Source organism: Chondromyces apiculatus DSM 436 (assembly GCF_000601485.1).
In the GTDB taxonomy this organism is placed as follows: Bacteria; Myxococcota_A; Polyangia; order Polyangiales; family Polyangiaceae; genus Chondromyces; species Chondromyces apiculatus.
The window spans coordinates 1-26,194 of record NZ_ASRX01000056.1; the positions used below are offsets into that span (position 1 = coordinate 1).

General features: G+C 69.2%; 19 protein-coding genes and 2 pseudogenes. 7 read left to right on the top strand and 14 right to left on the bottom strand.

The features are described 5' to 3' along the window. From CAP_RS29815 to purL, 5 genes and pseudogenes are all read right to left on the bottom strand, one after another. Positions 1-627: pseudogene (locus tag CAP_RS29815) on the bottom strand (hypothetical protein); the annotation flags it as partial. A 97-nt stretch (positions 628-724) separates the two neighbouring features. After that, positions 725-1,201 (bottom strand): GNAT family N-acetyltransferase, encoded by a 477-nt coding sequence (locus CAP_RS29820; RefSeq protein ID WP_052376328.1) that lies wholly within the window; start codon positions 1,199-1,201, stop codon positions 725-727. Further along, positions 1,198-2,670, bottom strand: a complete 1,473-nt coding sequence (locus CAP_RS29825) for a GMC family oxidoreductase N-terminal domain-containing protein (protein WP_044247076.1) — start codon at positions 2,668-2,670, stop codon at positions 1,198-1,200. The genes CAP_RS29820 and CAP_RS29825 overlap by 4 nt, the downstream gene beginning before the upstream one ends. Continuing rightward, complete coding sequence (locus CAP_RS52700; protein ID WP_044247077.1) at positions 2,667-3,146, bottom strand: hypothetical protein; 480 nt, start codon at positions 3,144-3,146, stop codon at positions 2,667-2,669. The genes CAP_RS29825 and CAP_RS52700 overlap by 4 nt, the downstream gene beginning before the upstream one ends. Continuing rightward, entirely contained in the window at positions 3,143-5,491 is a 2,349-nt protein-coding gene (purL, locus tag CAP_RS29835) for a phosphoribosylformylglycinamidine synthase subunit PurL (protein ID WP_081865401.1), read from the bottom strand. Before purL ends, CAP_RS52700 begins: the two co-directional genes overlap by 4 nt. 160 nt (positions 5,492-5,651) lie before the next feature. Here purL and CAP_RS55865 point away from each other — a divergent pair. Next, positions 5,652-5,810 (top strand): annotated as a pseudogene (locus tag CAP_RS55865) (AAA family ATPase); the annotation flags it as partial. A 38-nt stretch (positions 5,811-5,848) separates the two neighbouring features. Beyond that, positions 5,849-7,609, top strand: a complete 1,761-nt coding sequence (locus CAP_RS29845; protein ID WP_044247079.1) for an ATP-dependent nuclease — start codon at positions 5,849-5,851, stop codon at positions 7,607-7,609. A gap of 90 nt (positions 7,610-7,699) precedes the next feature. Here the strand turns inward: CAP_RS29845 and CAP_RS29850 are convergent, their stop codons facing one another. Beyond that, a complete protein-coding gene (locus CAP_RS29850) occupies positions 7,700-8,509 on the bottom strand; it encodes a putative signal transducing protein (RefSeq protein ID WP_044247080.1) in 810 nt (269 codons plus the stop codon). 130 nt (positions 8,510-8,639) lie between these two features. On the opposite strand from CAP_RS29850, the gene CAP_RS29855 reads away from it, so the two are divergent. Continuing rightward, a complete protein-coding gene (locus CAP_RS29855) occupies positions 8,640-9,827 on the top strand; it encodes an amidohydrolase family protein (protein WP_044247081.1) in 1,188 nt (395 codons plus the stop codon). Between the two features lie 82 nt (positions 9,828-9,909). Here CAP_RS29855 and CAP_RS29860 read toward each other — a convergent pair whose 3' ends face one another. Both CAP_RS29860 and CAP_RS29865 read right to left on the bottom strand, forming a co-directional pair. Beyond that, on the bottom strand, positions 9,910-10,650 hold the full coding sequence (locus CAP_RS29860; protein WP_156041261.1) for a hypothetical protein: 741 nt from the start codon (positions 10,648-10,650) through the stop codon (positions 9,910-9,912). A 200-nt stretch (positions 10,651-10,850) separates the two neighbouring features. Beyond that, complete coding sequence (locus CAP_RS29865; RefSeq protein ID WP_044247083.1) at positions 10,851-11,327, bottom strand: hypothetical protein; 477 nt, start codon at positions 11,325-11,327, stop codon at positions 10,851-10,853. Between the two features lie 529 nt (positions 11,328-11,856). Here CAP_RS29865 and CAP_RS29870 point away from each other — a divergent pair. Continuing rightward, positions 11,857-12,135: a hypothetical protein gene (locus tag CAP_RS29870; protein ID WP_044247084.1), complete on the top strand. Its 279-nt coding sequence runs from the start codon at positions 11,857-11,859 to the stop codon at positions 12,133-12,135. Between the two features lie 176 nt (positions 12,136-12,311). Here the strand turns inward: CAP_RS29870 and CAP_RS29875 are convergent, their stop codons facing one another. The 5 genes from CAP_RS29875 to CAP_RS29895 all read right to left on the bottom strand — a co-directional run bounded on the left by CAP_RS29875 (position 12,312) and on the right by CAP_RS29895 (position 20,646). Further along, positions 12,312-12,962 carry a glutathione S-transferase family protein gene (locus CAP_RS29875; RefSeq protein WP_044247085.1) on the bottom strand — a complete coding sequence of 217 codons (651 nt, stop codon included), beginning with the start codon at positions 12,960-12,962 and terminating at the stop codon, positions 12,312-12,314. A gap of 572 nt (positions 12,963-13,534) precedes the next feature. After that, complete coding sequence (locus tag CAP_RS29880; protein ID WP_044247086.1) at positions 13,535-14,308, bottom strand: M48 family metallopeptidase; 774 nt, start codon at positions 14,306-14,308, stop codon at positions 13,535-13,537. Further along, complete coding sequence (locus tag CAP_RS29885; protein ID WP_044247087.1) at positions 14,305-17,355, bottom strand: type I restriction endonuclease subunit R; 3,051 nt, start codon at positions 17,353-17,355, stop codon at positions 14,305-14,307. The genes CAP_RS29880 and CAP_RS29885 overlap by 4 nt, the downstream gene beginning before the upstream one ends. After that, complete coding sequence (locus tag CAP_RS48900) at positions 17,352-18,515, bottom strand: restriction endonuclease subunit S (RefSeq protein WP_197041413.1); 1,164 nt, start codon at positions 18,513-18,515, stop codon at positions 17,352-17,354. The genes CAP_RS29885 and CAP_RS48900 overlap by 4 nt, the downstream gene beginning before the upstream one ends. A gap of 121 nt (positions 18,516-18,636) precedes the next feature. Next, a complete protein-coding gene (locus tag CAP_RS29895; protein ID WP_231511764.1) occupies positions 18,637-20,646 on the bottom strand; it encodes a class I SAM-dependent DNA methyltransferase in 2,010 nt (669 codons plus the stop codon). A 198-nt stretch (positions 20,647-20,844) separates the two neighbouring features. Here CAP_RS29895 and CAP_RS29900 point away from each other — a divergent pair, with 198 nt between their 5' ends. From CAP_RS29900 to CAP_RS29910, 3 genes are all read left to right on the top strand, one after another. Beyond that, entirely contained in the window at positions 20,845-21,747 is a 903-nt protein-coding gene (locus CAP_RS29900; RefSeq protein WP_156041262.1) for a hypothetical protein, read from the top strand. Continuing rightward, the gene (locus CAP_RS29905; protein WP_044247090.1) at positions 21,744-22,085 is read left to right on the top strand and encodes a hypothetical protein; all 342 of its coding nucleotides are present in this window, start codon (positions 21,744-21,746) and stop codon (positions 22,083-22,085) included. The genes CAP_RS29900 and CAP_RS29905 overlap by 4 nt, the downstream gene beginning before the upstream one ends. 1,208 nt (positions 22,086-23,293) lie before the next feature. Further along, positions 23,294-24,196 carry a hypothetical protein gene (locus CAP_RS29910; protein ID WP_044247091.1) on the top strand — a complete coding sequence of 301 codons (903 nt, stop codon included), beginning with the start codon at positions 23,294-23,296 and terminating at the stop codon, positions 24,194-24,196. Positions 24,197-24,333: 137 nt separating this feature from the next. Here CAP_RS29910 and CAP_RS29915 read toward each other — a convergent pair whose 3' ends face one another. Next, positions 24,334-25,812 carry a DNRLRE domain-containing protein gene (locus CAP_RS29915; protein WP_044247092.1) on the bottom strand — a complete coding sequence of 493 codons (1,479 nt, stop codon included), beginning with the start codon at positions 25,810-25,812 and terminating at the stop codon, positions 24,334-24,336. Positions 25,813-26,194 lie beyond the last annotated feature (382 nt).

Sequence of the window (26,194 nt, forward strand, 5' to 3'; positions counted from 1 at the left end):
ATGCTCCATCAGCCCGTCCCCCGCCCACGCCGCCGCCAGCGTCTCCCGCTCCTCCTCGCCGAGCCCCGCCACCTGCGGCGACGGCCCGTCGCTGCTCCACCCGCCCTTCGACCCGCCCCCCGCACGGCGCCCAGCCCCCGTCGCCGTCGCCGTCGCTGTCGCCGTCAGTGGTTGCCCATCCACCAGGAAGGGCCGCCCGATCCCCCCCATCCCGCACGAGCTTCGCTGCACCGTGTAGCAGCACTGCGCTGGTTCCTCGATGGGCCCATCCAGCACCGCCTCCGTGATCGTGTAGCCCGGAGGCACGCAATCGCTCTGCTGGAAGTACGGCAGCGCCTCGTTCACGGGCGGGCAGGCTTCATCCGCCAGCCACTCGAAGCACGCCTCCACCGTCGTCGCCCCCGAGCTGGTCGAGGTCGTCACGTCCGTGTTCGTCGTCGTCATCGACGTCGACGTCGACGTCGACGTCGACCCGGCCCCCCCAGCCCCGCCTTCCCCCTCCCCCGGTCCACCCACCGTATCCCCACCGCAGCTCGCCAGCGCAGCCGGTGCGGCGATCGCCGCCGCCCCCACGATCTGGAACAGCCGCGTGGCGAGCACCCGACGAAAGCGAAGCGAACGGTCCATGTGCAAGGCTCCCTGCTGCAAGAAGAGACGAAGCGCGCCCACCCCGGGGTAGCCCACCGAGACTACCCCAATCCCGACTGCCGAATCTTCCGTCCTGTCACCTCGCCAGCTCCCGCGCCATCACCGTCGCCGGCGCCCCGCGCAGCACGAACCGATGGACGTCCACCCAGCCTGACCGCCGGTAGAACCCCTCCTGTCCCTCGGTGAACAGGTAGAGCCGCGGCACCCCGAGCCCCCGCGCGTGCGCCACCACCGCCTCCACCAGCGCGCTCCCCACGCCCTGGCCCCGGAACTCCGGCAGCACCAGCACACTCGCCAGCCATGGCGTCACCGCCCCGAACCCCGGCAGATCCTCCTCCGGCAAGTCCCGCGCGATCAAGCTCGCCGACCCCAGGAGCCGCCCTGCCTCCACCGCCACCAGCGTCGTCGGGAACGTCGCCCGCTGCGCGTGGTCCTGGAACTCCGCGAGCGTCTCCTCGGGCGTCATCCACGGCAGCATCGGCTCCCACTCCTGCTGGTGCAGCTTCGCCAGCACCTCCACGAAGTGAGCGTGGTTCGCCAGCACCTCGATCATCCTGCCCGCTCCTCCGCGATGCGCTCCGCCGCGAGCATCGCCAGCGCCATGATCGAATGCTGCGGGTTCACCCCGGGCGTCGTCGCAAAGATCGACGCATCCACCACCCACACCCCTTTCACCCCGTGCACCCCGAAGTCGTGCCCCACCACCCCCCCGCGCGCGTCCCGGCTCATCCTGCACGTCCCGAAGACATGGCTGATGATCAAGCTCCACGCCCTCGGGTCCAGCGGCAGCTCCCCGAGCGCGCGCAGATCCGCCTCCGAGCGCACCACCTCCGGCCCCCCGTGCACCCCCGGGTAGACGTGCGTCGCCCCTGCCGCGAGGTGCATCTCGCACAGCACCCGCGCCCCCCGCCGGATCCGCTCCATGTCACGCGCCTCCGGCGTGTACGCGATCGACGTCCCCCCGAGCCCCCGGCGCACCTTCCCCTCCGCCTCCGCCCGCACCTGCACCCCCCATACCGCCGTCCGCTGGTAGTCGCCGATCTTCTCCTGGAAGACCTTCCCGAACCCTGCCATCCGCACCCCTGCCAGCTCCAGCGGCAGCGACGCCGTCTCCAGCTTGAACCCCTCCTGCCGGAAGTGATCCACCTCGTACGTCTGCGTCCCCCCCTGCCACAGCTTCACCTCGTCCCGGTACACCCCCGACACCGCAGCGGCCGGGTGCGCCATGAAGTGCGCCCCCACCTGCCCGCGCGGCCCCAGCCCCGACCGCTGGAGCAGGAGCGGCGATTGCACCGCGCTCGCCGCCACCACCACCCCTCGCCGCGCGGTCACCCGGAACGCCCGCCCCTCCGCGTCCCGCCCCTGCACCCCCACCGCGCGCCCCCCCTGCACCTCGATGTGCCGCACCTCGTGCCCCGCGTAGAGCCGCGCCCCCCGCGCCACCGCCCGCGGCACGTACGTCTGCTCCACGCTCTGCTTCCGCTTGCTCGGGCACGCCTCCAGGCACCGGCTCGACCCCTGACACGCCAGCACGTTCCGCCGGATCACATGCCCTTCGAGCCCCAGCTTCTCTGCCGCCCCCCGCATCAGGAGCCCGTTCCTCCCGAGCAGCCCTTCCGGCGTCACGGCCACCGCGTGGTCCCGCTCGATGCGGTCGAAGCACCGCTCCATCTCCCGCAGCGGAATCGCCTCTGCCGCCCCGATCGCCCCGAAGCACCGCGCGTGCACGTCCTCCGGCATGCGCCACACGATCGCCCCGTTCACCACCGTCGTCCCCCCCACGCACCGCCCTTGCAGCACCGGGATCACGCTCCGCCCCACCGCCACCTGCGTCCCCCCCGCCCTGAACAGCCGGAAGAACGCCTCGCTCGTCCCGAGCCCCCGGTCCTCGTCCCGCACCGCCGGCCCTTCCTCCAGCAGCACCACCTCCCGCCCCGCCTCGGCCAGGATCATCGCCGCCGTCGCCCCGCCCGCGCCGCTCCCCACCACCACGAAATCGCACGACCCCTCGGCGTGGCTCACGACCCCTCCGTCCCTTGCTGCGCCCCTGCGACCGCCCCCTCCGCCGTCCCGACGACCGCGCCTCCCGGCGCCCTGACCACCGCCACCCCCGGCATCCCGTACCGCGCCCGCACCGCCGGATGCGCCCCCCACCCCAGCAGCGCCACCATCTTCACCAGGAAGAACCCCTCGCGCACCAGGTAGCTCCGCGCCCCCGCCCATCGCCCCAGATACCGCGCCAGCACCTCCGGCCCCAGCGCGCTCGCCGGGAGCGGCCTCCCCACGAACACCACCGGCAGCCACTCCAGCGCCCACACCATCAGCCTCAGCCCCACCGCCGCCAGCAGCGGCGCCCTCCGCAGGTACTGCCCGAAGAACGCCGCCACATCCTCCGCGATCCCGGCGGGCTCCCCGAGCATCGCGCCCAGCACCACCGCGAGCCGCCGCTCCGCCCCCCTCCCGAGCCCCACGCTGCGGCCCACGCCCATGGCCCTCACCGCCCCACGATCGCCTCCAGGCACCGCTCCCGCGCCTCCCGCAGCTCCGCGAGCCCCACGTCCACCAGCAGCGCTCCCTGCCGCGCGATCGACAGCCGCCCCCCTCCCGTCGACCCCAGCAGCGTCACCCCCACGCCTCCTGCGCCCGCGATCCGCGCCACCTCCGCCTCGTCCCCGGGCCGCACCGTCACCACCACCCGGCCCGGCGCCTCCCCGAACAGCCCAGCCGCCAGCCCCTCGTCCTCCTCTGGCAAGGACACCATCGCCCCCACCATCCGCGCCGGATCATCCACCGCCGCGCAGCACTCGGCGAGCGCGATGGCCAGCCCGCCCTCCGACACATCGTGCGCGCTCAGCACGTGCCGCGGCCGCGCCCGCAAGAGCTCCAGCAGCACCGCCTGCAGCCGCACCTCCGCGGCGAGATCGATCCCCGGCGGCTCCCCCTGCACCTCCCCCGTGTGACGCACCACGTACTCCGACCCGCCCAGCGGCCCCCCGCGCCTCCCTCCGAGCAGCAGCACCGACAGCCCCGCCTCCGGGAACCCCGCCCGCGTCACGTCGCCCGCGTCGCGCACCAGCCCCACCGCGCCCACCGTCGGCGTCGGCAGGATCGCCCGCCCGTCCGTCTCGTTGTAGAGCGACACGTTCCCGCTCACGATCGGCACCCCGAGCGCCTTGCACGCCGCCGCCATCCCGTCGATCGCCTGCGCGAACTGCCGCATGATCTCCGGCCGCTCCGGGTTGCCGAAGTTCAGGCAGTCGGTGATCCCCACCGGCTCCGCCCCCCCGCACACCACGTTCCGGCACACCTCGGCGATCGCCATTGCCGCCCCCTGGAACGCATCCAGCTCGCAGAGCCGCCCGTTGCAGTCGACCGCGAACGCCAGCAGCTTCTCCACCCGCACCCCATCGCGCTCGCAGGGCACCCGCACCACCGCCGCGTCGCTCCCCGGCCGCACCTCCGTCCCGCCCCGCACGATGTGATCGTACTGCCGCCACACCCATTGCCGTGACCCCAGGTTCGGCGACCCTGCCATTGCGAGCAGCTCCGCGCTCCACGACTGCGGCGCCGCAATCGTCGCCGCGTCGAAGGCCCGCCGCCCCGGAAGCCCCGCGTCCTCCCGCTGCGGCCGGTCGTACTTCGGCGCCGCGTCCGTCAGGAAGTCCACCGGCAAGTCGCACACCGTCACCGGCGCCCGCGCGATTGGCGCATCGGCCAGCGGATCGTACCCCGGCGTCGCCTGGATCACCCACCGCCCCGTGTCCGTCACCTGCCCGATGATCGCCGCCTCCAGCTCCCACTTCCGGCAGATCTCCTCGACCCGCGCCTCGCACCCCGGCTTCGCCACCAGCAGCATCCGCTCCTGCGACTCGCTCAGCAGCATCTCGTACGGCGTCAGCCCCTTCGCCCGCCGCGGCACCCGATCGAGGTCCAGGAGCAGCCCGCTCCCCGACCGCCCCGCCATCTCCACCGACGACGACGTGAGCCCCGCCGCCCCCATGTCCTGGATGCCCACCAGGAGGTCCTCCGCGAAGATCTCCAGGCACGCCTCCAGCAGGAGCTTCTCCATGAACGGGTCTCCCACCTGCACCGTCGGCCTCTTGCTCGGCCCCTCCGCCGAGAACTCGTCCGACGCCATCGTCGCCCCGTGGATCCCGTCGCGCCCCGTCCGCGCCCCCACGTAGATCACCGGGTTCCCCACCCCACTCGCCCGCCCGTAGAAGATCCGGTCCGCGCGCACCACGCCGCACGTGAACGCATTCACCAGGATGTTCCCGTCGTACGCCTTGTCGAACGACAGCTCCCCGCCCACCGTCGGCACCCCGATGCAGTTGCCGTAACCCCCCACGCCGGCCACCACCCCGCGCAGCAGCGCCGCCGTGCGCGGGTGATCGGGCCTGCCGAACCTGAGCGAGTCCAGGTTCGCGATCGGCCTCGCCCCCATCGTGAACACGTCCCGCAGGATCCCGCCCACCCCCGTCGCCGCGCCCTGGTACGGCTCGATGAACGACGGGTGGTTGTGCGACTCCATCTTGAACACCGCCGCGAACCCGTCGCCGATGTCCACGACCCCCGCGTTCTCCCCTGGCCCCTGGATGACCCGCGGCCCCGTCGTCGGCAGCCTCCCGAGGTGCACCCGCGAGCTCTTGTACGAGCAGTGCTCGCTCCACATCACGCTGATCACCCCGAGCTCCGCGAACTGCGGCTCCCGCCCGAGGTGCGCGCACGCCCGCGCCCACTCCTCCGCGCTCAGCTTGTGCGACCGGGCCAGCGCCAGATCCACCGCAGGATCACCGGGGAACGGGGCAGGGGAGGGGACCGTGGCCTTGACGTCGGTGCTCATCGCGCCCCCGTGCTACCGCATGGCGCCTGCCGCGGGAAGCCGCTGCCGCTCGTCCATCGTGGCGTCGTGGCGCGCCTCCCTGCCTGTCAGCACGGACGATCCGGCTGGGGTGATATGCGCCCTGCTGGTATCTCTGAGCGAGCCAGTCCCGAGCGACCCCATGCTGAGCCACATCGACATCAAGCGTTTCCGAGGCTTCAAGTCCCTGGAGGCCGAGCTGCGGCCGGTAAGCGTCCTGCTCGGCCCGAACAGCTCCGGCAAGAGCTCCATCCTGCACGCGATCCGCCTCGGCTGCGCCGCGCTCTCCTCGGCTGCGCCGCGCTCTCGTGGGTCCTGGCCGCCGACGGCCTGCACCCGGTGCTGGACAAGGAAGGCTGGATCGTCCTCTGGTGGGACTACCCCATCCGCGACGACGAGGCGTTTCTCCCCACGACGCGCGCCGAGGAGCTGTTCACCGACAAGCTCACCGACGAAGGGATCGCCATCACGCTCACCTTCGATGCGGACTCCACCATCCAGCGCGCCTTCGTGAGCCTCTCCTACGGCCGGAACGAGGCTTTGAAGCTCACGGTGAAGGTGCAGAGCGCGGCGGCCATGCAGGCCATCGAGGGCGTCCCGCCAAAGTCGAAGCACCTCTCTCGCCTGCTGCACGACGCCTTGCGCGACAAGGAGCCCATTGCAGTCTTTGTTCCTTCCTTCTACGGCGCCACACGTCACGAGGCTTTCAGCTCTGGCGCCTGGATCGAGCGCCACCTGGAGAGTGGGGGTCAGGGCAGGATCGTGCGCAACCTCCTGGCTCGTCTCGACGGTGCTGCCCTCAAGGAGCTGAACGACGCGCTACGGATGAGCGTCAACGCCGAGATCATCAAGAGCACCTCGACCCAGGAGCTTGATGCCGTCCAGTACCTCCAGGCGCAGTTCCGCGACTCCAACGGCAACCTCGAGCTGGCCTCCGCCGGGACCGGGCTCATCGCCCTCGTCGCCCTGTTCTCCTCGCTCAAGTGGTATCAGAGCCGGAAGGCCCAGGGTCGCCCCCTGCTGTTCCTCCTCGACGAACCAGAGGCCCACCTCCACCCGCGGCTCCAGGGAGACACCGGCGCCCGCATCGCCGATCTGGTCACTGGCTTTGGCGCCCAGGTCGTCATGGCCACCCACTCCATCGAGATGATCAACCGGCTCGGGCAGCGTGACGATGCGGTGCTGCTCAGCGTCGATCGCAGCTCCCCCGTCGCCGCCACCGAGCTTGCTGGCGAGAGCGGGTGCATGGAGGCCCTCCGGACCTTCTGCGACCTGTCCCCTTTCGCGAGCCTGCAGCTCCTGAAGTCGCGGAAGATCTGCTTTCACGAGGGCAAGACGGACCGCGTGATCCTGGAGCGTTGCGCTGCCGTGTACTTCGCGAACGACAAGCTCAAGCACGACCGTTTCCGGAGCTGGACCTTCGCCGAGCTCACGGGCGTCGACAACGCCGAGGCCAAGGACGTCCTGAAGAAGGCCATCGCGCCACTCTTCAAGGACAGCCCGGGGAGCGGTCCGGTGCGCATCATCCGGATCCTCGACCGCGATTACCACCGCACCCCGACCATCGCCTCACCGCAGCTCGACAAAGCTGCCGGTATCGAGGAAGTCGGCCTCGTATGGTCGCGGCACAGCATCGAGTGCCTCTTCCTCGACAAAACCCACCTCACCGCCTGGATCCGCCAGTCGCTTCCAGCCAGCCCCGCGGCGCCCTCGGAGGCTCAGCTCCTGCAATGGGTGGAGGAGGCGATTGAAGCTGCCAATCGAGACGACATCCTGTGCCGCGACGCGGCCTTTCATCTGGCTCCTGTCTGGATTCGCCTCAAGCCAGCTTCCCAGGCCACGACGACAAAGGCTTTTTATGACGCCTGTCAGCAGGCGGAGCAGGAGGTCAGGAGCCACCCGGAGGTCTGGCAGCAGGGCCATGCGCGCGCCGACTTCATCCTGAAGCGCGTGAGAGAGAAGCTGCCGCTGCCCCTCCAGAACAAGGTGAAGAGCGACATCCCCAACGTCGTTCGCGCCAAGGTGAGCGCGGCTCCGCTCGTCGCCTCCACGCTCATCCCTGACGAAGTGCGCAAGCTGCTCGATTACATGGGTACATAGGCCCAGGGACCCCCCTCGAAGGCGCACCTCCGGGGTTGCCCCGAGGACCACCTGCAAGGGCATCCGTCGCAGGCCCTTCCTCGCGCTGCGCTACCGGGCGTGGCACGCCGCCATCTCGCGGCGGAAGTCGGCGGCCGCTGCATAGTGCTCGGCGGCGGAGTCGACCCGACCCACCACCGCCCCCTTGCAGGCCGTGCACGTCTTCCTCCCGCCCGGCAGGGGCGCGCGGCAGGTGGGGCCCGAGCAGTAGTCGACGCGGAGCATGCCGCCGATGAAGTACCCGAAGAGCGCGCCCACCAGCATGAGCAGCGCCGTGGGCTGATCGTCCAGCGCGACGCCCGCGAGGAACCCGGCGACGGCCCCGAGCATCAACCCGCGCCCCCGCGCTGCCCGGCTGATCCGGAACACGGGCTCGGGCTCCCCGGGCGCGAGGCGCGTGGGCTTCTTCGGCCCCTCCGCCGGGTCATCCCAGACGTGCTCGCACTTGCGGCAATGCCACCGCTTCGGCCCGAAGAGCATAAACGGCAGCGAGACCACGGCCACGAGCGGTGACAGGGCGCTCCCGAACCGCCGCGGTATCCCCACCCGCTCATGGAAGCAGTACTCCAGCTCGCAGCGGGGGCAGCGCACGGTCTGCCCTCCCTTCCGGGGCTCGGCGTCGTCCTCAGCGTCGCCGAGATCGATGTGCGTGGTGGCGACCTCCTGAAGCAGCTTCTCGGCCTGCTCGACCTGAAGCGAGAGGACCTCCAGCCGCACACCGCCCGCGGCGAGGTTCAGCATCGGGTTGAAGCCCGTCGGCTCCGAGACGCGCGCCTCGATCCCGTTGGCGTCGAGGTGTGCACGCGCCAGCTCGGCCTCGGTGGCATCGAGGTACTTCCTGACGGTGACGAACGCACGCATTCGGTACCTCCTGGCCTCAGGCTGTCACGGAACCCCGGGATCAGCCAGCGACCGCAGGGCCTGACCCGCTCCTGGTGCAGACCCTCAGGACTGGGCTCGGGCGCAGGACTGGAAGGACTAGACTCGCAGGATGACGATGGCCGGCATGAACCAGCGCCCCGGTGCGGGAAGCACAGCCAACCCGCGACCCCGGCGCGTTCCAGCCCTCCTCGCCGCGGCGACACCCGTCAGGACGTGGCCCCTGCTCCCAGCGCTGCTGCTCCTCTCCGCCGCCTGTCGCGACGCTCCTGCCCCCGGCCCGGCGCCCTCCTCCTCTGCCGCCTCTGCCGCCTCTGCCGCCTCCGCCGCCTCTGCCGCCTCCGCCGCCTCTGCCGCGTCCGCCGCCTCTCCCGCCTCCGCCACGCCAGCGCCCCCCGCCGGCGGCATCCTCGACCTCCACGTCCACCTCCCCGCCCGCGCCGCCGTCCCTGCGCTCCTCGAACGCATGCAGCGCCACGGCATCTCCCGCGCCGTCATCCTCTCCAGCTCCCCCCTCTTCCCCGGCGCCCGCGCCCGTGGCCCCTTCGCCGAGCTGGGCCCCGCCAACGACCTCGTGCTCGACGTCGCCGCCGCCCACCCCGGCACGCTCATCCCCTTCGTCGCCCTCGACCTCGCCGCCCAGCGCCCCGCGGACCTCGACGCCCTCGTCCAGCGCGGCGCCTGCGGCGTGAAGCTCTACCAGGGCAACCACGAGCTGCACGAGCGCCCCCTCGCCGACCCCTCCCACCGCCCCCTCTGGGAAGCCCTCGCCGCCCGCCGCATCCCTGTCCTCCTGCACGTGAACACCGTCCGCTACCGCGCGGAACTCGACAGCGTCCTCCGCGCCCACCCGGGCCTGAACCTGGTCTGCGCCCACTTCTGCGGCGCCCGCACCGCCCTCGATCGCCTGGAGGACCTCATGAAGGCCCACCCGAGCTTGCTCTTCGACACCAGCAACGGCTCCGCCGCCTTCGCCGCCGAGGGCTTCGCCAGCTTCGAGCGCGAGCACGACCGCGTCCGCAGCCTCATCGCCCGCGCCCCCGAGCGCTTCCTCTTCGGCTCGGACCTCGTCCCCACCCAGGCCGGCCCCGACTGGCCCAGCGCCTGGGACCTCCAGTGGGAGGCGAACCTCGGCGTGCTGCGCGCCGAGCGCTTCGCCTTCTGGCGCACCCAGCCCCCGCTGAAGGCGCTCACCCGGGGCGAGTACCGCGGCCTCGCCTTGCCACCCGAGGTGCTCACGCCCATTCTGCGCGGCAATGCCGAGAGGTGGCTGGGCGCCTGCCTGAGGCGCCTGAAGTAGCTCCCCGGTGTGGGCCCACGACGCCCACCTGTTCCCGAGGCTGCTGCCGCTCAGCGCGTGCGCGTGTCTCCGGAGCTACCGCTCAGCACTCGCACTCGTCCTCGAAGGCGTCGCTCCGGACGGTGGTGCGGAACTCGTACTCGTAGACGGCCTCGGGCGGCCCCGAGACCCGGAAGACCACGTCGTTCGCGAACGCCGCCCCGTAGCCCTCGATGCGGACCAGCCCCACGTCCGAGGTCTCCGTGCCGAGCAGCGCCATGGAGGTCGCGTCGTACACCTCCACGGTCACCGTGCTCTGCGGGCCCGCGGGAGGCACGACATCGTCACAGCTCGCGCCGCAGGACCCGGCGCCCGCGGCCTGCAGGACCAGCGTCCAGTAGCGGGTGTCGGGCGGGTCGTTGCCCATCACGCTGAACGAGGTCTTCACGAAGTACCAGTCGTCGTCGCTGCTGCACTTGTAGGCATCCACCGAGGCGTCGACGAACCAGTCCGGATTGCCGGGGTCCGGAGGCGGCACGGGCACCGGCGTCGCCGTCATGGCCACGTCGTTGTCCTCGTACATGTCGTCGTTCGCGCACGCCGACGCGCCCCCGCCCGCGCCACCTGCGCCTCCAGCACCAGGCGTCTCCCCTCCGGATCCACCGACGCCCGGCGTCTCTCCGCCGTTCCCGCCCGATCCGGGGCTCGCCCCGCCGCTGCCTCCGGTGCTCGACGTCGAGGCCCCCGCGCCGCCGTCGTCCCCGTCGTCACAGGCCATCGCAGTCAAGCAAGAGGCGCTGAAGAATCCCAGCACACCCAGCGCCCGCCACAGGTTGGGTTTCATTCACCCAGAATGAACCCAACCCCACCGGACTTTCAAGGCTTCGCCGGCGAATCCACGCAGCGACACGCTCGGGTGAGGATCCACCACCGAGGGCGCCGCGCCATGGCGAGCCTCCCCGGTGCCGTACCTCCTCACCCGACCACGTCGCTGCGGACCGCAGCAAGCTTGGCGAGATCCCGCGGGTCGGCGGGCCCGCGCCATCACGGCATCGGCACCGGATAGGCCGTGTTCAGGATCCACTTGCCGCCGTTGTTGATGAACGCGAAGGCGATGGTGTCTGAAGCGAACGAGTCGTACTCGGTGCACTTCCCCGCGCCATCCACCGCTCTGCAGGACAATGCATCCACGAGACCGCTGATCTTGAAGACCTGCTGAATGCTCGAATTGCCCGTGCACATCTTGGGGTTCGTGATGGACGTGTACTGGCCCCAGGCTCTCCCGAACTTCTCGCCGTCCTTGAAGAGCGTCTTCCCTTGCTGGGACATGCCTGGCGGCGGAGCCATCCCCAGGATGTGCTGGGTGACATGGCCACCCATCCCGGTATTCTTGTTCAGGTCAGCGCTCTCCTTGACGGTGTCGATGTCGCGGCAAGCCGTGGCCGCCGATGCGGGCTCCGACACGGTCCACGCCGCCAGGGCGCCGCCGATCGCCAGCAGCCCATAAGCGAAATACTTCACGGGTTTATCCGCTACCATCCTTTTCATGTTGCACCTCTGGCGATGCATGTAACGCCCCTCCAGGGGACGTCAAGCGCGCCGGCAATGGTCCTGGTGCGTGTATTCGCGCCGGATTGTGCGCGCATTCACTCGAAGTCCCGGAGGAAAGCAGGCGCGTATGCGCCGAGGAGGCCGCGCCTTCTGCGGAGGGACCCAGACCCCGGGCAGGGGCCCCGTCCTGCTCCATCCCGCCCCTCCCGCGCGAGATTTGTCCCCAGGCGAGCACTGTTCACTGCTCCCGCGTTCACGTTATCAATTCCCGACGACCTGCTTTCGAGGGCGACGCGGCAAAGCATCGGAGGCCAGGGCTCATTGCAATGCGTGGGCGCGGCTGCCTGGATTTTGGAAGGCCAGGGCTCATTGCAATGCGTGGGCGCGGCTGCCTGGACTTGTGCTCTCACGGCGTCGTGTCATTGCGTATTGACATTGGATTCATCGGTTCCTAGGGACTGGGAAAGGCGCACTCGACGCGCCTTCAAAGGAGATCGCAATGCGTAAGTTGCTCATTCCCAGCCTGCTCGGTGGCGTGCTCCTCATCGTCTCCCAGGCCTGGGCCGCAAACTGGGGGCCGTTGAAGGACGATGGCTGCAAGTCATCAGGGTTCCGCCAGTTCTCCTCGGTCCTCTGGAACATCCCCCACGGCTCGAACTGGGAGGCCACCTGCGCGGAGACCGGCCACCTGGACTGGGGTCCTCCAACCCGCTGCGTCAACCAGAACGGGATCAAGATGTGGGGCGAGTGGGATCGTCCGGATGCCACGTGCAAGTAGGCCCTCACGAACCCATCCGTGTGGTAGCCGGTTTTGCTCCTGCGTCGTCGCGATCGATGGTGCTTCCAGGGGTGAAACCGGCCACCACCCGAGGAAGCCCTGCGCCAGTAGCGCCTGCGCGCCATCGGACGATGGCACTCAGGTCTCGGGCCTGGCTTCTTCCGGAGCGACCGCCTTCAATCTCTCCCTACCGGCGCCCCGAGCGGGAACCCCGCGCGGTAAGGGCGCGCTTCGTCCAGAGCGCGGGCATAGCTGGGCCGTGCCAGCAGCCGCTGGCGATAGGCCCAGAGATGGCCGAAGCGCGACCCGATCGGATGGCTCCAGTCTGCATAAAGCAGGAAGGGGGCTGCCGCGCAATCGGCCATGCTGAACCGGTCCGCCGCCACCCACTCCTGGCCCTCCATGCGACGATCGAGCAGCGCATAGGCCGTGTCCAGCGCCGCTTTCCATTTCGCGCCGCCATCATCCGCCTCGCGCCCCAGCGCCGCGAAGACGAGGCGCCCTTGCGGATAGCTCACGTAATTGTCGAAGAACCGATCCCACATGCGCACCTCCGCCGCGGCAAGCGGGTCTTCGGGGATGAGGCGGTAGGTCTCGGGATAGAGGATGTCGAGGTACTCGATGATCGACGTGGCCTCGAAAACGAGCCGCTCCCCTGCGACGAGCAAGGGGAAGCGTTTGATCGGCCAGAGCGCCTGAAACTCGCTTTGCACGGGTTCGCTGCCATCGATGATCTTGGCCTCGAACTCCACGCCCTTTTCATAGAACGCGGTCTCGGCCTTCTGCGAATAGGATGAGAACGGATGGTAATAAAACGCAGGTTTCATCGAATCAGAAAACCATCGGCACCTCCGCCCCGTCAACCGCCTGCGCAGCTTGCTGGTTGAGGAGAGGAATCGGCGCATCACAGCCAGGACACGACCGGTGCCACAGTCAGTGACGATGCACACGGCGGCCCCGGGGCACGGTACCGAGAAGGGACAGCCATGCTGGGTGTTGCACTCGAACTTGGGTGACCGGCGTTCGAGGTCCCACCTGCCGCAACATCATCCTCTGGAAGGCTAGACTCAGCCTCCCTGACAGCCACCTCGAAGCGGCTCCGCAGCTCAGGAGCAGGTTGCATCGCGGGGTCGCTGACGAGCGCATCGTCGATGCGATCGGAAGAGGTAACGCGGGGACCTTCTTCGACGGCCTCGTTCCCCGGCGGTTCGCAGCCGAATGCCAGCAGCGTGAGCATGATGCCGGTAGCGAATGTCTCATCGAGGTCTCTCCGCTGCTCTTCTTGGCCCACCGAACGAGAATGCCCTCGCGCGTGGTGATAGAAGAGGAGTGCCTGCCGCGCACTCAAGCAGTGCCTCGCGTCCGAGATGACGACGTTCGCGTGCGCCATCGTCGCCACTCACCACACCAGCACCGCTCCCAGCCGCTTCAGCTCCTCCCGGCGCATCTCGTAGTCCGGCATCACCCGCCCCAGCGCCGCCCAGAACTCCCGCGTGTGCTCCGGGTGGGTCAGGTGCACCAGCTCGTGCACCACCACATAATCGACGAGCGGCAGCGGCGCCTGAATCACCCGCCAGTTGAGCCGCACCACCCCCCGCGCATCACAGCTCCCCCAGCGCTTCCGCTGCTCCCGGATCAGCACCTCCGGCGCCTCCACCCCCATCGCCGCCGCCCACCGCGCCACCCGCTCCTTCAGCCGCGCCCTCGCCCGCGCCCGGTACCACCGCACCAGCGCCTTCCGCACCCCCTCCGCGCGCGCGGCCCCCTCCAGCGCCTCGTCCACCTCCACCACCAGGTGCCCTGCCCGCAGCGCCGTCCGCGCCTTCCCCGCGCCCAGCGCCTTCCCGCGCGCCTCCTCGGTGGCCCCCACTGCCTCCACCCGCAGCCGCACCTGCCTGCCCAGGTACAGGAACGTCTCCCCGCTGCGCATCTCCCGCGCCGGCAGCGCCCGGGCCGTCCCTCGCCGCCCCCGCACCTTCTCCAGGATCCACGCCCCCTTGGCCCGCACCACCCCGTCGAGCCGCGACACCGCCGTATCTGCGGGGGCGCTCAGCACCACCTCCCCCCGCGCGTCCACCGCCACCGCCACCGTCCGCCGCCGCCCGCTCCGCCGGATGGCGTACCGGATCACGCTCCCCCCGAACGTGACCGCCGACGCTTCCTCTCCCCTCATCGCCCCTTCCGCACCCGCATCAGCTCCATCACCTTCAGCACCAGCGGCTCGATCCTCTCTGCCTCCAGCTTCGCGGCCTGCAGTTGCCGCTTCATCAGCCGGCGCATCTCGCGCTGCACGTCTTCCTTCTCCGTCCAGTCCACGATCTGCATCTGCGGCTCCAGCGTCAGCAGCAGGACCTCCGCCAGCGCCTTGTTCGCCTCGTTGTAGCGCCGGTCCCGCTTCTCCGCGACCTGGAGCGGCCGCACCTCTTCGAGCAGCCCGTACACCGCCACCCCCGCCGCGCTCAGCCCCAGCGCCTCCTCCGCGCCGCCTCTCCCCTCCATGTCCTCCCGCACCTGGACCATCAACGCGAGCTGCTTCGCGTCATCGATCCGCTTCGCCTTCCGGTCCTCGATGATCTTCTCCAGCCGCTCCTTCAGCGACGAGTAGAACACCGGGTCCTCCTCCAGCTTCACGTGGATCTCGTCGTTCAGCGCGTGCTCCATCTCGCTCGCGCGGGCCTCATCGCTCTGCAGGGCGGCGAGCCGCGCGTCGAACTCCTTCGAGAACAGCGCCACCGGCTCCATGAGGATCTTCACCCCGTCCACCGCGATGGCGTCGTCGATCAGCTTCCGCACCTTCGCCCCGCAGTCGCTGATGTCCAGCGTCGCGTCGCGGAACCGCACCCGGGCCGCCTGCCGCACCTTCCCGAGCCAGCGCAGGTCCGCCAGGAAGGGCAGCGCCCGCGGGTCTGGCAGCAGCATGTCCACGCTCTGGCTGAACCGCCGGAACTCCAGGTTGAACTCCGCCCGCACGGCTGCGTCGTCCAGCACCTTCAGGTACGCCTGGAGGTCGCTCTGGTCCTTCACCCCCGCGAAGAACCGCAGCACCGTCGCGTGCCGCGCCTGGAGGCGGGGCAGCTCGTCCGCGAGCGGCGTCATCGACCCGGCCACGTCCTGCGGCGCGAACACCTTCAGCGCCTCCTCCAGCGCCTGCGACACCCCCCAGTAATCCACCACGAGCCCGTGCGTCTTCCCCTCTGCGAGCCGGTTCACCCGGGCGATGGCCTGAAGCAGCGTGTGCTCCTTGAGCGGCGCGTCCAGGTACATCACCTGCTCCACCGGCGCGTCGAACCCGGTGAGCAGCATGTCGCACACGATGAGGATCGCCAGCGGGTCCTTCCGGTTCAGGAAGCGCTGGATGCAGTCCTGCCGCTCCGCCTCGCTGGTGTGGTGGTCCGCGAGCGCCTGCTCGTCCTTGTTGGTGCTCGACATGATCACCACCGCGCGCGGCCCTTGAAGCCGCTTCAGCGTTTCCGCGTAGGTGACCGCCGCCTCCCGGCTGGTGGTCACGATCTGCGCCTTGAACCCATTCGGCTGGATCTTGGTCTCGTAATGCTCGATGAGGTCCGCGCAGATCGCCTCCACCCGCCGCGGCGCCCGGGCGATGCTCTCCTCCGTCCCGTACTTCTTCTTGATCGCCTCCCGCTCCTCCAGGCTCCGGTCCTTGAACACCCGGTTGAACAGCGCGTCCAGCGATTGCCCGATCATCCGCAGCTCCGGCAGCCGCGCCTCGTACAGGATCGGCACCGTCGCCCCGTCCGCCACCGCCTGCTGTATCGGGTAGGTATCGATGTAATCGCCGAACGTCTGCAGCGTGCTCCGGTCCTCCTTGTCGATCGGCGTCCCCGTGAACCCGAAGAAGGCCGCATTCGGCAGCGCATTGCGCATCGTCGCCGCCATCCCCCCGTACTGGGTGCGGTGCGCCTCGTCGGCCAGCACGAACACGTTGCGCTCCGCCGAGAGCACCGCCTGCCCCACCCGCGGCGTCCGCAGGCCCTTGTTCCCCCGCACGGTCGGCGTGCCCGTGACCTCCTGGAACTTGTGCACGGTGGTGAGCACCGTCCTGCCGCCCCCTCCCGTGAGCAGCCGCCGCAGGTCCTTCACGCTCTCCGCCCGCTCCGGGTTGGTGTACCCGCAGCGCTGGAACGTCCCGCTGATCTGCGCGTCCAGGTCCACCCGGTCGGTGACCAGCACGATGGTCGGGTTCTCATGCTCCTTGTCGCGCCGCAGCTTCAGCGCCAGCCAGAGCATGGTCAGGCTCTTCCCCGACCCCTGGGTGTGCCACACCACGCCCCCGCGCCCGGTCACCTTCTTCGCCTCGCGCGCCCGCGCCAGCGCCCTGTTCACCGCCCGGAACTGCTGGTAGCGGCACACCTTCCGCACCAGCCGCTGCGTGTCCTGGTCCTGCTCGAAGACCACGAAGTTCCGCACGATGTCGAGCAAGTTGTCCGGGTGGAGCATGCCGTGAATCAGCACGTCCTGCGGCGTCGGCTCCCTCCCCGCGACCCGGGCGATCTCCTCCCGGCTGTACGGATACGGCTCCTTCCACGCCGCGTAGTACCGCTGCGGCGTGCCCACCGTGCCGTAGAACGCCTCCTGGTCGCAGGTCGCCACGAGGAGCTGCACCGTCCCGAAGAGCTGCGGCGCCCCGAGGTTGCGGTACGCTTCGTCGAGTTCCTGGTAGCGCAGGAGCTGGGTGTGGATGGCGTCCGTCTTCCACTTCTCGCCGATGGTGGGGCTCTTGCACTCGATGACCACCAGCGGGAGGCCATTCACGTAGAGCACGATGTCCGGGATCACCTCCCGCTGCGCCCCCTTCACCCGGAGCTGGCGGGTGACCACGAAATCGTTGTTCCTGGGCTGTTCGAAGTCGAAGAACCGGACCGTCTGCCCCTGCGTGCCCTTCCCCAGGTCCTGCTCCAGGCTGATGCCGGCGGTGAGGTGCCCGTGGAGGAGCTTGCTCAGCTCGATCAGGCTCGCGGCCTGGGCCCCGATGATGGCGCGGATGGCCTTGTGGACGTTGGCGTCGGAGAGCCAGGGGTTGAGCTTGCGGAGGGCGGCGCCGAGGCGGTCGGCGAGGACCACCTCGCGGAGGCTGCCGCCGCGACCAGCGTCGAGGGCGGCAGCGGGGAGGTAGAGGTAGCCGAGCTTCTGGAGGAGGGCGACGGCTGGGCGCTCGGAGAGCTTGTCCTCGTTCCAGCCTGCGCCGGCGGTGGTGGTCATGGGCAGGGCTCGGGGTCGAGGGTGACGCGGATCTCGCCGGTGAGGAGGAGCGAAAGAAGCGCAGTCTTGGTCCTCGCAAGTTCTCTTTGGTACGACACCTCGTGTTCCTCCTCCTTGAGAACAGAATGGATCGCATCAGCGATCATCGTCTGTTCCTGCAGCGATGGAACTGGAACAAGCACCTCCCGAAGAGCGGCTTGTGAGATGTTCCGCATCTGGCTGCCCCCTGTTCGATCCACCAACTGCTGTCGAATGTTTTCGAATTGGAGGCAAAAATGTATGTAGAGACTATTCGCTTTGCGCTCTTCAAAGCGCAAGCGCAATAGCTTATCCGATAGCATCAACTTCGGGCGGGTCGACGATACGTACGCAGTTCGACCAACAAGACTCAGTACGCCGTTTGCACGAGCCAACAGCACATCGCCTGCATGCACCTCGATTTCAATTCTTGGTACAAGGCCTTCCGGAAGTGCTTTGCTCTCTTGCGGTAGGAATACTCCCGAGGTCACAGCGCTGACTTTGAGAACACCCCATCGGCCTTCTTGAGGCGGCTCAGACTCGCATTGCGGGCTCCACCCAGCGTCAAGGCCTGAGAGTACTTCCCCCAATGGCACTACAGCCCATGTCTCAGGCACATGGCCGATGGGAGTCTGTTTGAAGCTGGTGTGCCGTCCCGGAATGCCCCGGGTCAGCAGTTCCTGCATCATGGCCTTCTTGACGGCCTGGAGTTCGTCGATGACGGCCTGGGTCTTCTCGATGGTGTCGTCCACCGAGGAGAGGATGGCGGCGATCTTGCGCTGCTCGGGGAGCGGCGGAACGGGAATGACGATCTGCCGAAGCTTCTCTTGCGAGATGTTCTTCATGGATCGGCTCGACCCGGTCGCCGCATCTTCGATCTGCATACGACACTGAGCAGACCCGAGAAGGATGTTCACGAAGTCTGCCACTGCCCGGTTTGGATCGACACGCAGTCGCAGGAGTTTGTCGCTCAGCAATAGCTGCGGTGGCGTGTACTTCACGAGGACGGCACGACCAACAAGCTCGGGTGTGTTCGCACGGCTAAGGATCAGGTCGCCGGGCTTTACTTCGATTTCAGGCCGAGGAAGGAGTCCTTCAACCAGCCGCTTGTTTTCTTCAGGATTGTATCTACCCCAGGTCACAGCACTGACTTTGAGTACACCCCACTCCCCTGACTTCGCGGGCTGTGGGTCACACCGCGGACTCCATCCAGCATCTATCTGACGCAAGATGCTTCCCAGTGCCTCCTCCGGCCAAGGCTGGCTACCCGCCATAGCCAAGCTCCTTCAGAAACCCGTTCATCTTCTCCATTGCTGCCTGCCGCGCCCGCTCCGCTTCCCGCAGTCTCCCGATTGCCGCCCCCAGGTCCGTCCGCCCCCCCTTCTCGGCCGTCTCCACGTAACGGCTGATGCTGAGGTTCCAGTCGTTTGCCCCGATCTCCTTCACCTCCACCACCCGCGCGTACCGCTCCACCGCTGCGAACTCCCGGAACGTCTGCACGATCTTCTCGACGTCGCTGTCCCGCAGGTAGTTCCGCGCCGACCCCTCCTGGAACTCCCGCGACGCATCCACGAACAGCACCTTCCCTTTGCGCGCTGCCGGCTTGGCCTTGCTCAGCACCAGGATCGCTGCCGGGATGCCCGTCCCGAAGAACAGGTTCGGCGGCAACCCAATCACCGCCTCGAACAGATCCTCCTCCAGCATCCGCTTGCGGATCTCGCCCTCCGCGCCGCCGCGGAACAGCACCCCGTGGGGCATCACCACCCCCGCCTTCCCCTTCTCGTTCAGCGTCGCCACCATGTGCTGCAGGAAGGCCAGGTCGCCCTTGGTCTTCGGCGCCAGGCCGTAGCCGAAGCGGCGGAAAGGATCCTTCTCCGCCATGTCGCGGCCCCACTCGTCGAGGGAAAAGGGCGGGTTCGCCAGCACCCGGTCGAACACCATCAGCTTGCCCTCGCCCTGCAGCAGCCGCGGAAGCCGGATGGTGTCGCCCTTCTCGATGCGGTCGCTGAGGCGGCCGTGCAGCAGCATGTTCATCTTGCAGATCGACCAGGTGCCGAGGTTCTTCTCCTGGCCGAACAGGCCGAGGTTCACCGGGTTGCCGCCGTGCGCCTTCACGTACTGCGCGCATCCCAGGAGCATGCCGCCCGAGCCGCAGGTAGGGTCACAGATACGCATGCCCTCGCGGGGTTCCAGGAGGGCCACGACCAGGTCGACCACCTTCTCCGGGGTGCGGAACTCGCCGCCCTTCTTGCCCGCGTCGTCGGCGAACTTCTCGATCAGGTACTCGTAGGCGTTGCCCAGCATGTCGGGCTCCGAGAGGTGGTCGTTGCGCAGGTTCACCCCGGAGAAGTGCTTCAGCAGGCGGTCCAGGACGCTTTCGCGGTTGTGCGCGTCGCCCAGGCGGCGCTCGTCATTGAAGTCGATGCCGGCGAGCACGCCCTGGAGGGAGCGGTTCTCGTCCTCCAGCGCGTGGCAGGCCTTGTTGAGCACCTCGCCCAGGTTCTCGGACTTCTTGCGGATCTCTGCCCAGCGGGCCTGCTTCGGGACATAGAAGGGGTGCTCATCGCGGTCCTCGGGGTCGACACCCTCCGCGCGCAGGACCTCGCACTCCTCCTCGAAGCGGTCCGAGAGGCGCTTCAGGAAGACCAGGCCGAAGATGTAGCTCTTGTAGTCGCTCGAATCGATGGAGCCGCGCAGGATGTCCGCCGCGGCCCAGAGCTTCTTCTGCAACTCGGCAGGGGTGAGCTTGCCGCCCACGGCCAGTTCGAGCTGCTCCACCGGGAGGCCGCCGCCGCTGGCGGGTGCGCTTCCTGCCGCCACACGCATGCGGCCCGCGCGAGACTCCGCGAGCACCTCCGTCGGTGTCGGACCTCGCCGTTCGAACGTGCCTGGCGCGGAGCCTCGCCGCTCGAACGTGCCTGGTGCGGAGCCGGAGACGACCGGCGCGGCGCGACCTCGCCCTCCACGGACGGGCGCCTCGTCCTCCTCGCCCTCCGCGGCTTCCGCCTGGGTCCCGTCGCCGCCGCCGAGGCGCCCGAGGAGGAGCGCCTTCTCCCGGCCGCCATCCTCCAGGCCCAGGGCGCGGCAGAGTTCCTTGAGGCGGTCGCGGGAGTAGCCTCCCAGCAACGCCGCGACGGCCGGCGCATGCGCCTCCAGGCCGTCCACCAGCGCGCCCCGAGAGCGGCGGTCGCGCACTGGCACATCGTGCCGCTCTGCCAGCTCTGCCAGCTCGTCCCGCGTCAACTTCTCCAGCACGTCTCGTTTCGTGATCATCGGCAAGGGATGAACGTAACGCGAGGGAACCGTCGTTTGGAACCTGGACAATCCTCCCTGGTGCCTGGCAAGCGTTGCCGGGATGCTGGAGGTGTCTCCTCGTGCGTCCTTGCCCCCTGCGCGAAGCTCTTGCCAGGATGAGCTTCATGACCATCCGCGACGTGCGTACCTTCCCCGTGGACACATAGGCACCTGCTCGTGCTCACAAGCGGTCCAACCCGTCGTTGGCGTCCAGGGCCGTGGCTCGGCGCAGCGACCTCGATTAGACTGGCGGGAGAGATGTCGGTCGACGCAGTTCAGCCGTTCCGGTTCCCCACCTGGCTGCAAGCGCTCTTCGAGCTGCTGTCCTTCACGCGGGTGGAGAAGCCTCTGACCGCGGTCCCGGCTGAAGTTCCACCCGAGCTTGCAGCGCTCCTTGCGATCGGTCGCCACGCGCTGGGCGCGCACGATTTGAAAGACCTGAATGCGCGCCTCGATGCGGCTGTGATGGAGCTGAGGACATTCAGCATTCCTGCCTCGGACACCGGAGCCGTGACGTTCGTCGTTCCTGACCTGAAGCTGACCGGGGAACCAGGTGAGAACTCTCGTGGTGTGCGCATGCTGGGGCGAAACGTCACCGGCAAGCTCCTGCAGGGGTTGCGGGAGGGCGTCGCTCTGCTTCACGCCCTCAAGAAAGCACTCGATGAGGTCGCGGCGCGTGGGAAGGACGGTGCTCCGCACGCTTCCTGGGTGTTCGCAGCGCTCAGCGTGCGACCGTGGTCGCTTCATGAGGGCGCAGTCGTGCCCCACACCCTCGTCGACATCGCCACCCAGCAGTGCCGTGGCTTCGTGGCGGTCGGAGCCATTCTCGCAGTCCTCGTGGATGGCCGCAGACCAGAGCCATGGCTGGCGAGCGCGCTCGCGGACGCATGGCTGAACGGTGTTCGTGAGACTGCGCGGATCGTCGCGAGCGGCGGCTACGACGTGGGGCCCAGGAAGCCGGAGGGCCTCCTGAACCTGGAAGCACTGTTCCGCGAGGCGGAGGAGGCGGACGCGGCGTTCCTCGCCGGGTTCGCGTCCGACGTCCGGGCAGGTCTCGTCGGGGTTCCCGAGGACGAGTGAGCGCCATCGTCATCTCGGCTGGCGCTGCCATCCGCGCTTACGGTGGAACCAAGGACAATCGGCCCGGTGTCGTCCTCCGCCGTCACCCGATCGACGGTGTCTGGTGGGTGTTCGTCGCGTTCGGGACTTCTCAACCTCCGCCGGTCGACGTGGAGCCTCCACCGGTCTTCGTGGACCGCAGCCATCACGCCTTCGCGTCCTTGGGGCTGGACAAGCCCACCTGGTTTACCCGGCGCGGGGCCGGCAGGTTGCGCGAGGATGATCCGAGCCTGCGGCACGTTGGCACCTGCCCTCCCGACGTGCTCGTCGCGCTTCGCCAGCTCTTCGGGTTCACATAGCCGGCGACCTATCCGCCTCGGCCCCGACACTCCGTCACGCCTCCAGGTCCCAGGACGTTACCCACCCCACCTGCGTAGCAATTCGGACGCGCCTCCGTGGTTGCCGAGACACGCTTGCCCCGCGGCGGCTCCAACCTGCCCTCAGACGCTCTCCGCTGCCCCCACGCGACACTGCCAACACCCTCCCGACCTGGTTCCCACCCGGGGCGCCGGCCCTTTCCACCGCTCAACCTCGCGGTATCCGGCCACCGTAAGGACCACCCCTACGCAACCCATTGCTCGGTACCACGCAACCCATTGCTCGGTACCGAGCAACCCGTTGCGTGGTCAATCCGCGCCCCACCCTCTCCAGCATTCCCGGCCCCCTCCACCATAGCGGACACCCTCCCCCCCTTCCGCCTCGCTCCCCGCCTCGTCCAGCCCTCTCCTCCCCCCTCTTCGTCGCTACCCCGCACCCTCCGCGCGCCCCTTTTCACCGCAAAACCGGCTGCCCCGAGCAGGAACTCGCAACTCCCGAGCACGTCGCGCGAACTCCCGAGCACGTCGCGTGAACTCCCGAGCACGTCGCGCGAACTCCCGAGCACGTCGCGCGAACTCCCGACCACGTTTCGCCAGCTCCCGACCACGTCCCCGCCAGCTCCCGACCACGTCGCCGGAACTCCCGACCACGTCGCCGGAACTCCCGACCACGTCGCCGGAACTCCCGACCACGTTTCGCCGGCTCCCGACCACGTCCCCGCCAGCTCCCGAGCACGTCGCGCGAACTCCCGACCACGTCGCCGGAACGCCCGACCACGTCCCGCCAGCTCCCGACCCCGCGGCGCTCTCCTCCACCATGGCGGACGTCGCTCCCGACCCCACGCCACCTTTCTACCGCTGGCGCACCCCTTGCAAATGCATCGGCGCGCTTCGCACCGGAGTGGCGATGGCAGCGCGTGCAGCACCGACGCCTTGCCCTCACTGCTCCCCGCTCACGACATGGATCCTCCACGTCGCGGCCGGAGAGCACCCACCCTGTGCGCAGCGTGTCCGAACATCACCAGCGACTCTGATCAACACCACCACGCGGCCTTCGGGACCGCAGGTCGGCATCCCGGCAGGGCGACGACACCGCGCCCCGTGCAACACCGTGATGCCGACGCAAGCAGCGCAGCAACACCACCACCCAGGGGCCCTGCCCCAGGGAAAGCAGACAAGGAACGACCGCAATGGCTCTCATCGATCTCGTCACCATTTCCGCCATCGCCCGTGAGCAGTACATCTCCATCGGCAAGCGATACAGCTCGATCACTGTCCTCAACCTCGCCTCCAGGCACCTCAAGGCCCTGCTGACGCACGGCCCCGATCTCGCGCTCCACGGCTTCGGCGCCCCCGACGCCACCCGCCTCGTCGACGCGCATGAGACGCTCCTTCAGGAGTCCGTCAACCGCACCGGCGCCCGGGGCGGCAACGCGGCCACGGTCAACGCCCACGAGCTGGCCCTCCGGCGCGCGCGCCGCGAGCGGCTGCGTGCGCGCGCCATCCTCGACAGCGTCACCCGGACGCTCCGGTACGAGGGGACCGACAGCGGCATCGCCGCCGCGCTCCAGGTGGAGGGCGGCCTCCGTGCCACGAAGAACGCCGGTCACGAGGGCGAGAAGCTCGCCGAGCAGCTCGACGTGCTCCTCAACGGCTTGACCGCACCCCCCGTGGTCACTGCCACGGCCGACCGCGGTGGGCCCGAGGCCGTCGCCGATCTCACGGCGGCCCTCACCACCCTGCGCGCTAGCAACCTGGCCACCACCGGCTCCAGCACGCGTCTGGAGACCGAGCGCATGGACCTGCTCGATGGCCTCATCATCACCCTGGCCCGCAGCGCGCGCAAAGCTGCCGTGGCGGCGTCGAAGCGCCTCGGCACCCCGGCGCTCGCCGACAAGTTCTCGCTCGATGCGCTGTACGCGCCTGCGTCGGCCGAGACGGACAGCGAGGAGCCCGAGGCGCCCCCCGCCCAGCCCACCACCCCTGCACCCGCGCAGCCGTCTGGTCAGGCGCTGGCGCAGCCGCTCGACCCGACCAAGAAGCCCGCCACGCCGCAGGTGGCGAGCCCGGGCACGGCGCTCTCGTTCGGCTGATGTGGCTGGAGGGGCGGACACGCCTTCACGCGCGGACGTGAGCCAGGCGTGAGCCTGGCCTGCGCCGGCGTGAATGCCTGACCTGAAGGCACCCGGATGCGGGGCCCTGGCGCGATGGCCGGGCCCCGCGGCGGGGGTCACGGCAGCGAGCAGAGCAGCGGGAACCGGAGCTTGCAGCTACTCGTGCAGGCCGGGAGCAGGATGTTGACCACCGTGCACACCAGGCTACCCGTGTCGTGGCCGTCGCACTGCTCACCGGCCTCCTTGATGCCGTTGCCGCACGTCGAGGCGGGCGGCGTCGGGGTGCACGCGCTGCAGCTCCCGCCGCAGTCGACGCCGGTCTCGCTGCCGTTCTTCACGCCATCGTGACAGGTGGCGCAAGCCGCGCTGCAGGTCCCACCGCAATCGACGCCGCCCTCGCCGCCGTTCTGCACGCCGTCATGGCAGGTGGGGCAGGCCGCGCTGCAGGTGCCGCCGCAGTCGACGCCACCCTCGCCGCCGTTCTGCACGCCGTCGGAGCAGGTGGGGCAGGCCGCGCTGCAAGGCCCGCCGCAATCGACACCACCCTCGCCGCCGTTCTGCACGCCGTCGGAGCAGGTGGGGCAGGCCGCGCTGCAAAGCCCGCCGCAGTCGACGCCGCCCTCGCCGCCGTTCTGCACGCCGTCGGAGCAGGTGGGGCAGGCCGCGCTGCAAGGCCCGCCGCAGTCGACGCCACCCTCGCCGCCGTTCTGCACGCCGTCGGAGCAGGTGGGGCAGGCGGCGCTACAGCTTCCGCCGCAGTCGACGCCGCCCTCGCCGCCGTTTTGCACGCCGTCGTCGCAGGTCGCGCAGGGGGCGCAGGCGCCGCCGCAGTCGACGCCGGTCTCCAGGCCGTTCTGCACGCCGTCATCGCAGGTCGCACACGGCGCACACCCGTCGCCGCCGCAGTCGACGGCGGTCTCGTTGCCGTTCTGGATGCCGTCGGTACACGTCACGTAACAGACGTCGAGCGTGGGGCGCTGGGTGGTCTTGGTGCTCTCGCGGCTCCGGAATGCGGTCTGGGTGAGGCCGGGCTCGGCGAGGAGCAGGCCGTTGTTGGGGGTGCCGTCGGCCCAGGACTGCACGAGGCTCGTGAGGGAGACCTGGCGGGGGACGATGTCGTTGTTCACGCCGAACGAGGTGGAGGGCGAGGAGGCGGCGCCAGCGCCGAAGCTGTTCCAGGTGACGCTGTTCTCGGCCCAGGAAACGTTGACCTCGTGGACGTTCACCGTGGCCGGGGTGCCGGTGCGGTAGAGCTGGTGGAGGGTCATGGTGGCGCTCACGATGGTGGCGCCGGCGGGGACGCCGGAGACGTCGAACTGGAGGAGGCTCTCCTGGAGGCCGCTGTTGCTGGAGAAGCCGACGCTGAGCTGTTCGCTGGCGCCGTTGTTCCAGCCAGGCTCGATCTCGTAAATGACCGCATCCTTCGTGGCCACGCTCGGGCCGAGGCACACCGCGCCCGCGGACGACAGCGCCTCTTCGGACGTGCCCACCTCGTCGGTGAGGGCGTCGTCGCCCGGAGCAGGGCCGGTCATGCAGGCGGGAATGGTGGCAACGGCAACAGCACAGAGCAGCGCGAAATGCTTGGTGGACGTCATGGCGTGTCTTCCTCCGGATCGAAATGGGTCCGATGACTCCGTGACTTCCTCCGGGTGCGCGCTACCAGGATGACCTTGATCGCGCAGGCACCCGAATGAGGTCGGGCCTGATAGAAAGTCGAGTGTCACTCAACGCGATAGTGATTGGTATGTCAAGCGCCAATGCGGCGCGCGCGCGATTGAGGCGCGGTGTTATGTCATGCAACGGATCTCAATCGTCCACCCTGGCAGACATGGGCGCAGATGTGTCCATCCGCGACCACGCGGACATGCGCCCATCTGCGGGTGATCAGGACCACCTCGGTGTTGCGCAGCCCTCATGTGCACATCGCCACATCGCCACATCGCCACATCGCCACATCGCCACATCGCCACATCGCCA

Coding starts and splice junctions, on each gene's coding strand:
- purL (WP_081865401.1), bottom strand. CDS start 5,491: ATGAGCACCGACGTCAAGGCCACGGTCCCCTCCCCTGCCCCGTTCCCC.
- CAP_RS29875 (WP_044247085.1), bottom strand. CDS start 12,962: ATGAAACCTGCGTTTTATTACCATCCGTTCTCATCCTATTCGCAGAAG.
- CAP_RS29855 (WP_044247081.1), top strand. CDS start 8,640: ATGACGATGGCCGGCATGAACCAGCGCCCCGGTGCGGGAAGCACAGCC.
- CAP_RS29870 (WP_044247084.1), top strand. CDS start 11,857: ATGCGTAAGTTGCTCATTCCCAGCCTGCTCGGTGGCGTGCTCCTCATC.
- CAP_RS29880 (WP_044247086.1), bottom strand. CDS start 14,308: ATGAGGGGAGAGGAAGCGTCGGCGGTCACGTTCGGGGGGAGCGTGATC.
- CAP_RS29860 (WP_156041261.1), bottom strand. CDS start 10,650: ATGAAACCCAACCTGTGGCGGGCGCTGGGTGTGCTGGGATTCTTCAGC.
- CAP_RS29885 (WP_044247087.1), bottom strand. CDS start 17,355: ATGACCACCACCGCCGGCGCAGGCTGGAACGAGGACAAGCTCTCCGAG.
- CAP_RS29910 (WP_044247091.1), top strand. CDS start 23,294: ATGGCTCTCATCGATCTCGTCACCATTTCCGCCATCGCCCGTGAGCAG.
- CAP_RS29850 (WP_044247080.1), bottom strand. CDS start 8,509: ATGCGTGCGTTCGTCACCGTCAGGAAGTACCTCGATGCCACCGAGGCC.
- CAP_RS29820 (WP_052376328.1), bottom strand. CDS start 1,201: ATGATCGAGGTGCTGGCGAACCACGCTCACTTCGTGGAGGTGCTGGCG.
- CAP_RS29915 (WP_044247092.1), bottom strand. CDS start 25,812: ATGACGTCCACCAAGCATTTCGCGCTGCTCTGTGCTGTTGCCGTTGCC.
- CAP_RS29895 (WP_231511764.1), bottom strand. CDS start 20,646: ATGATCACGAAACGAGACGTGCTGGAGAAGTTGACGCGGGACGAGCTG.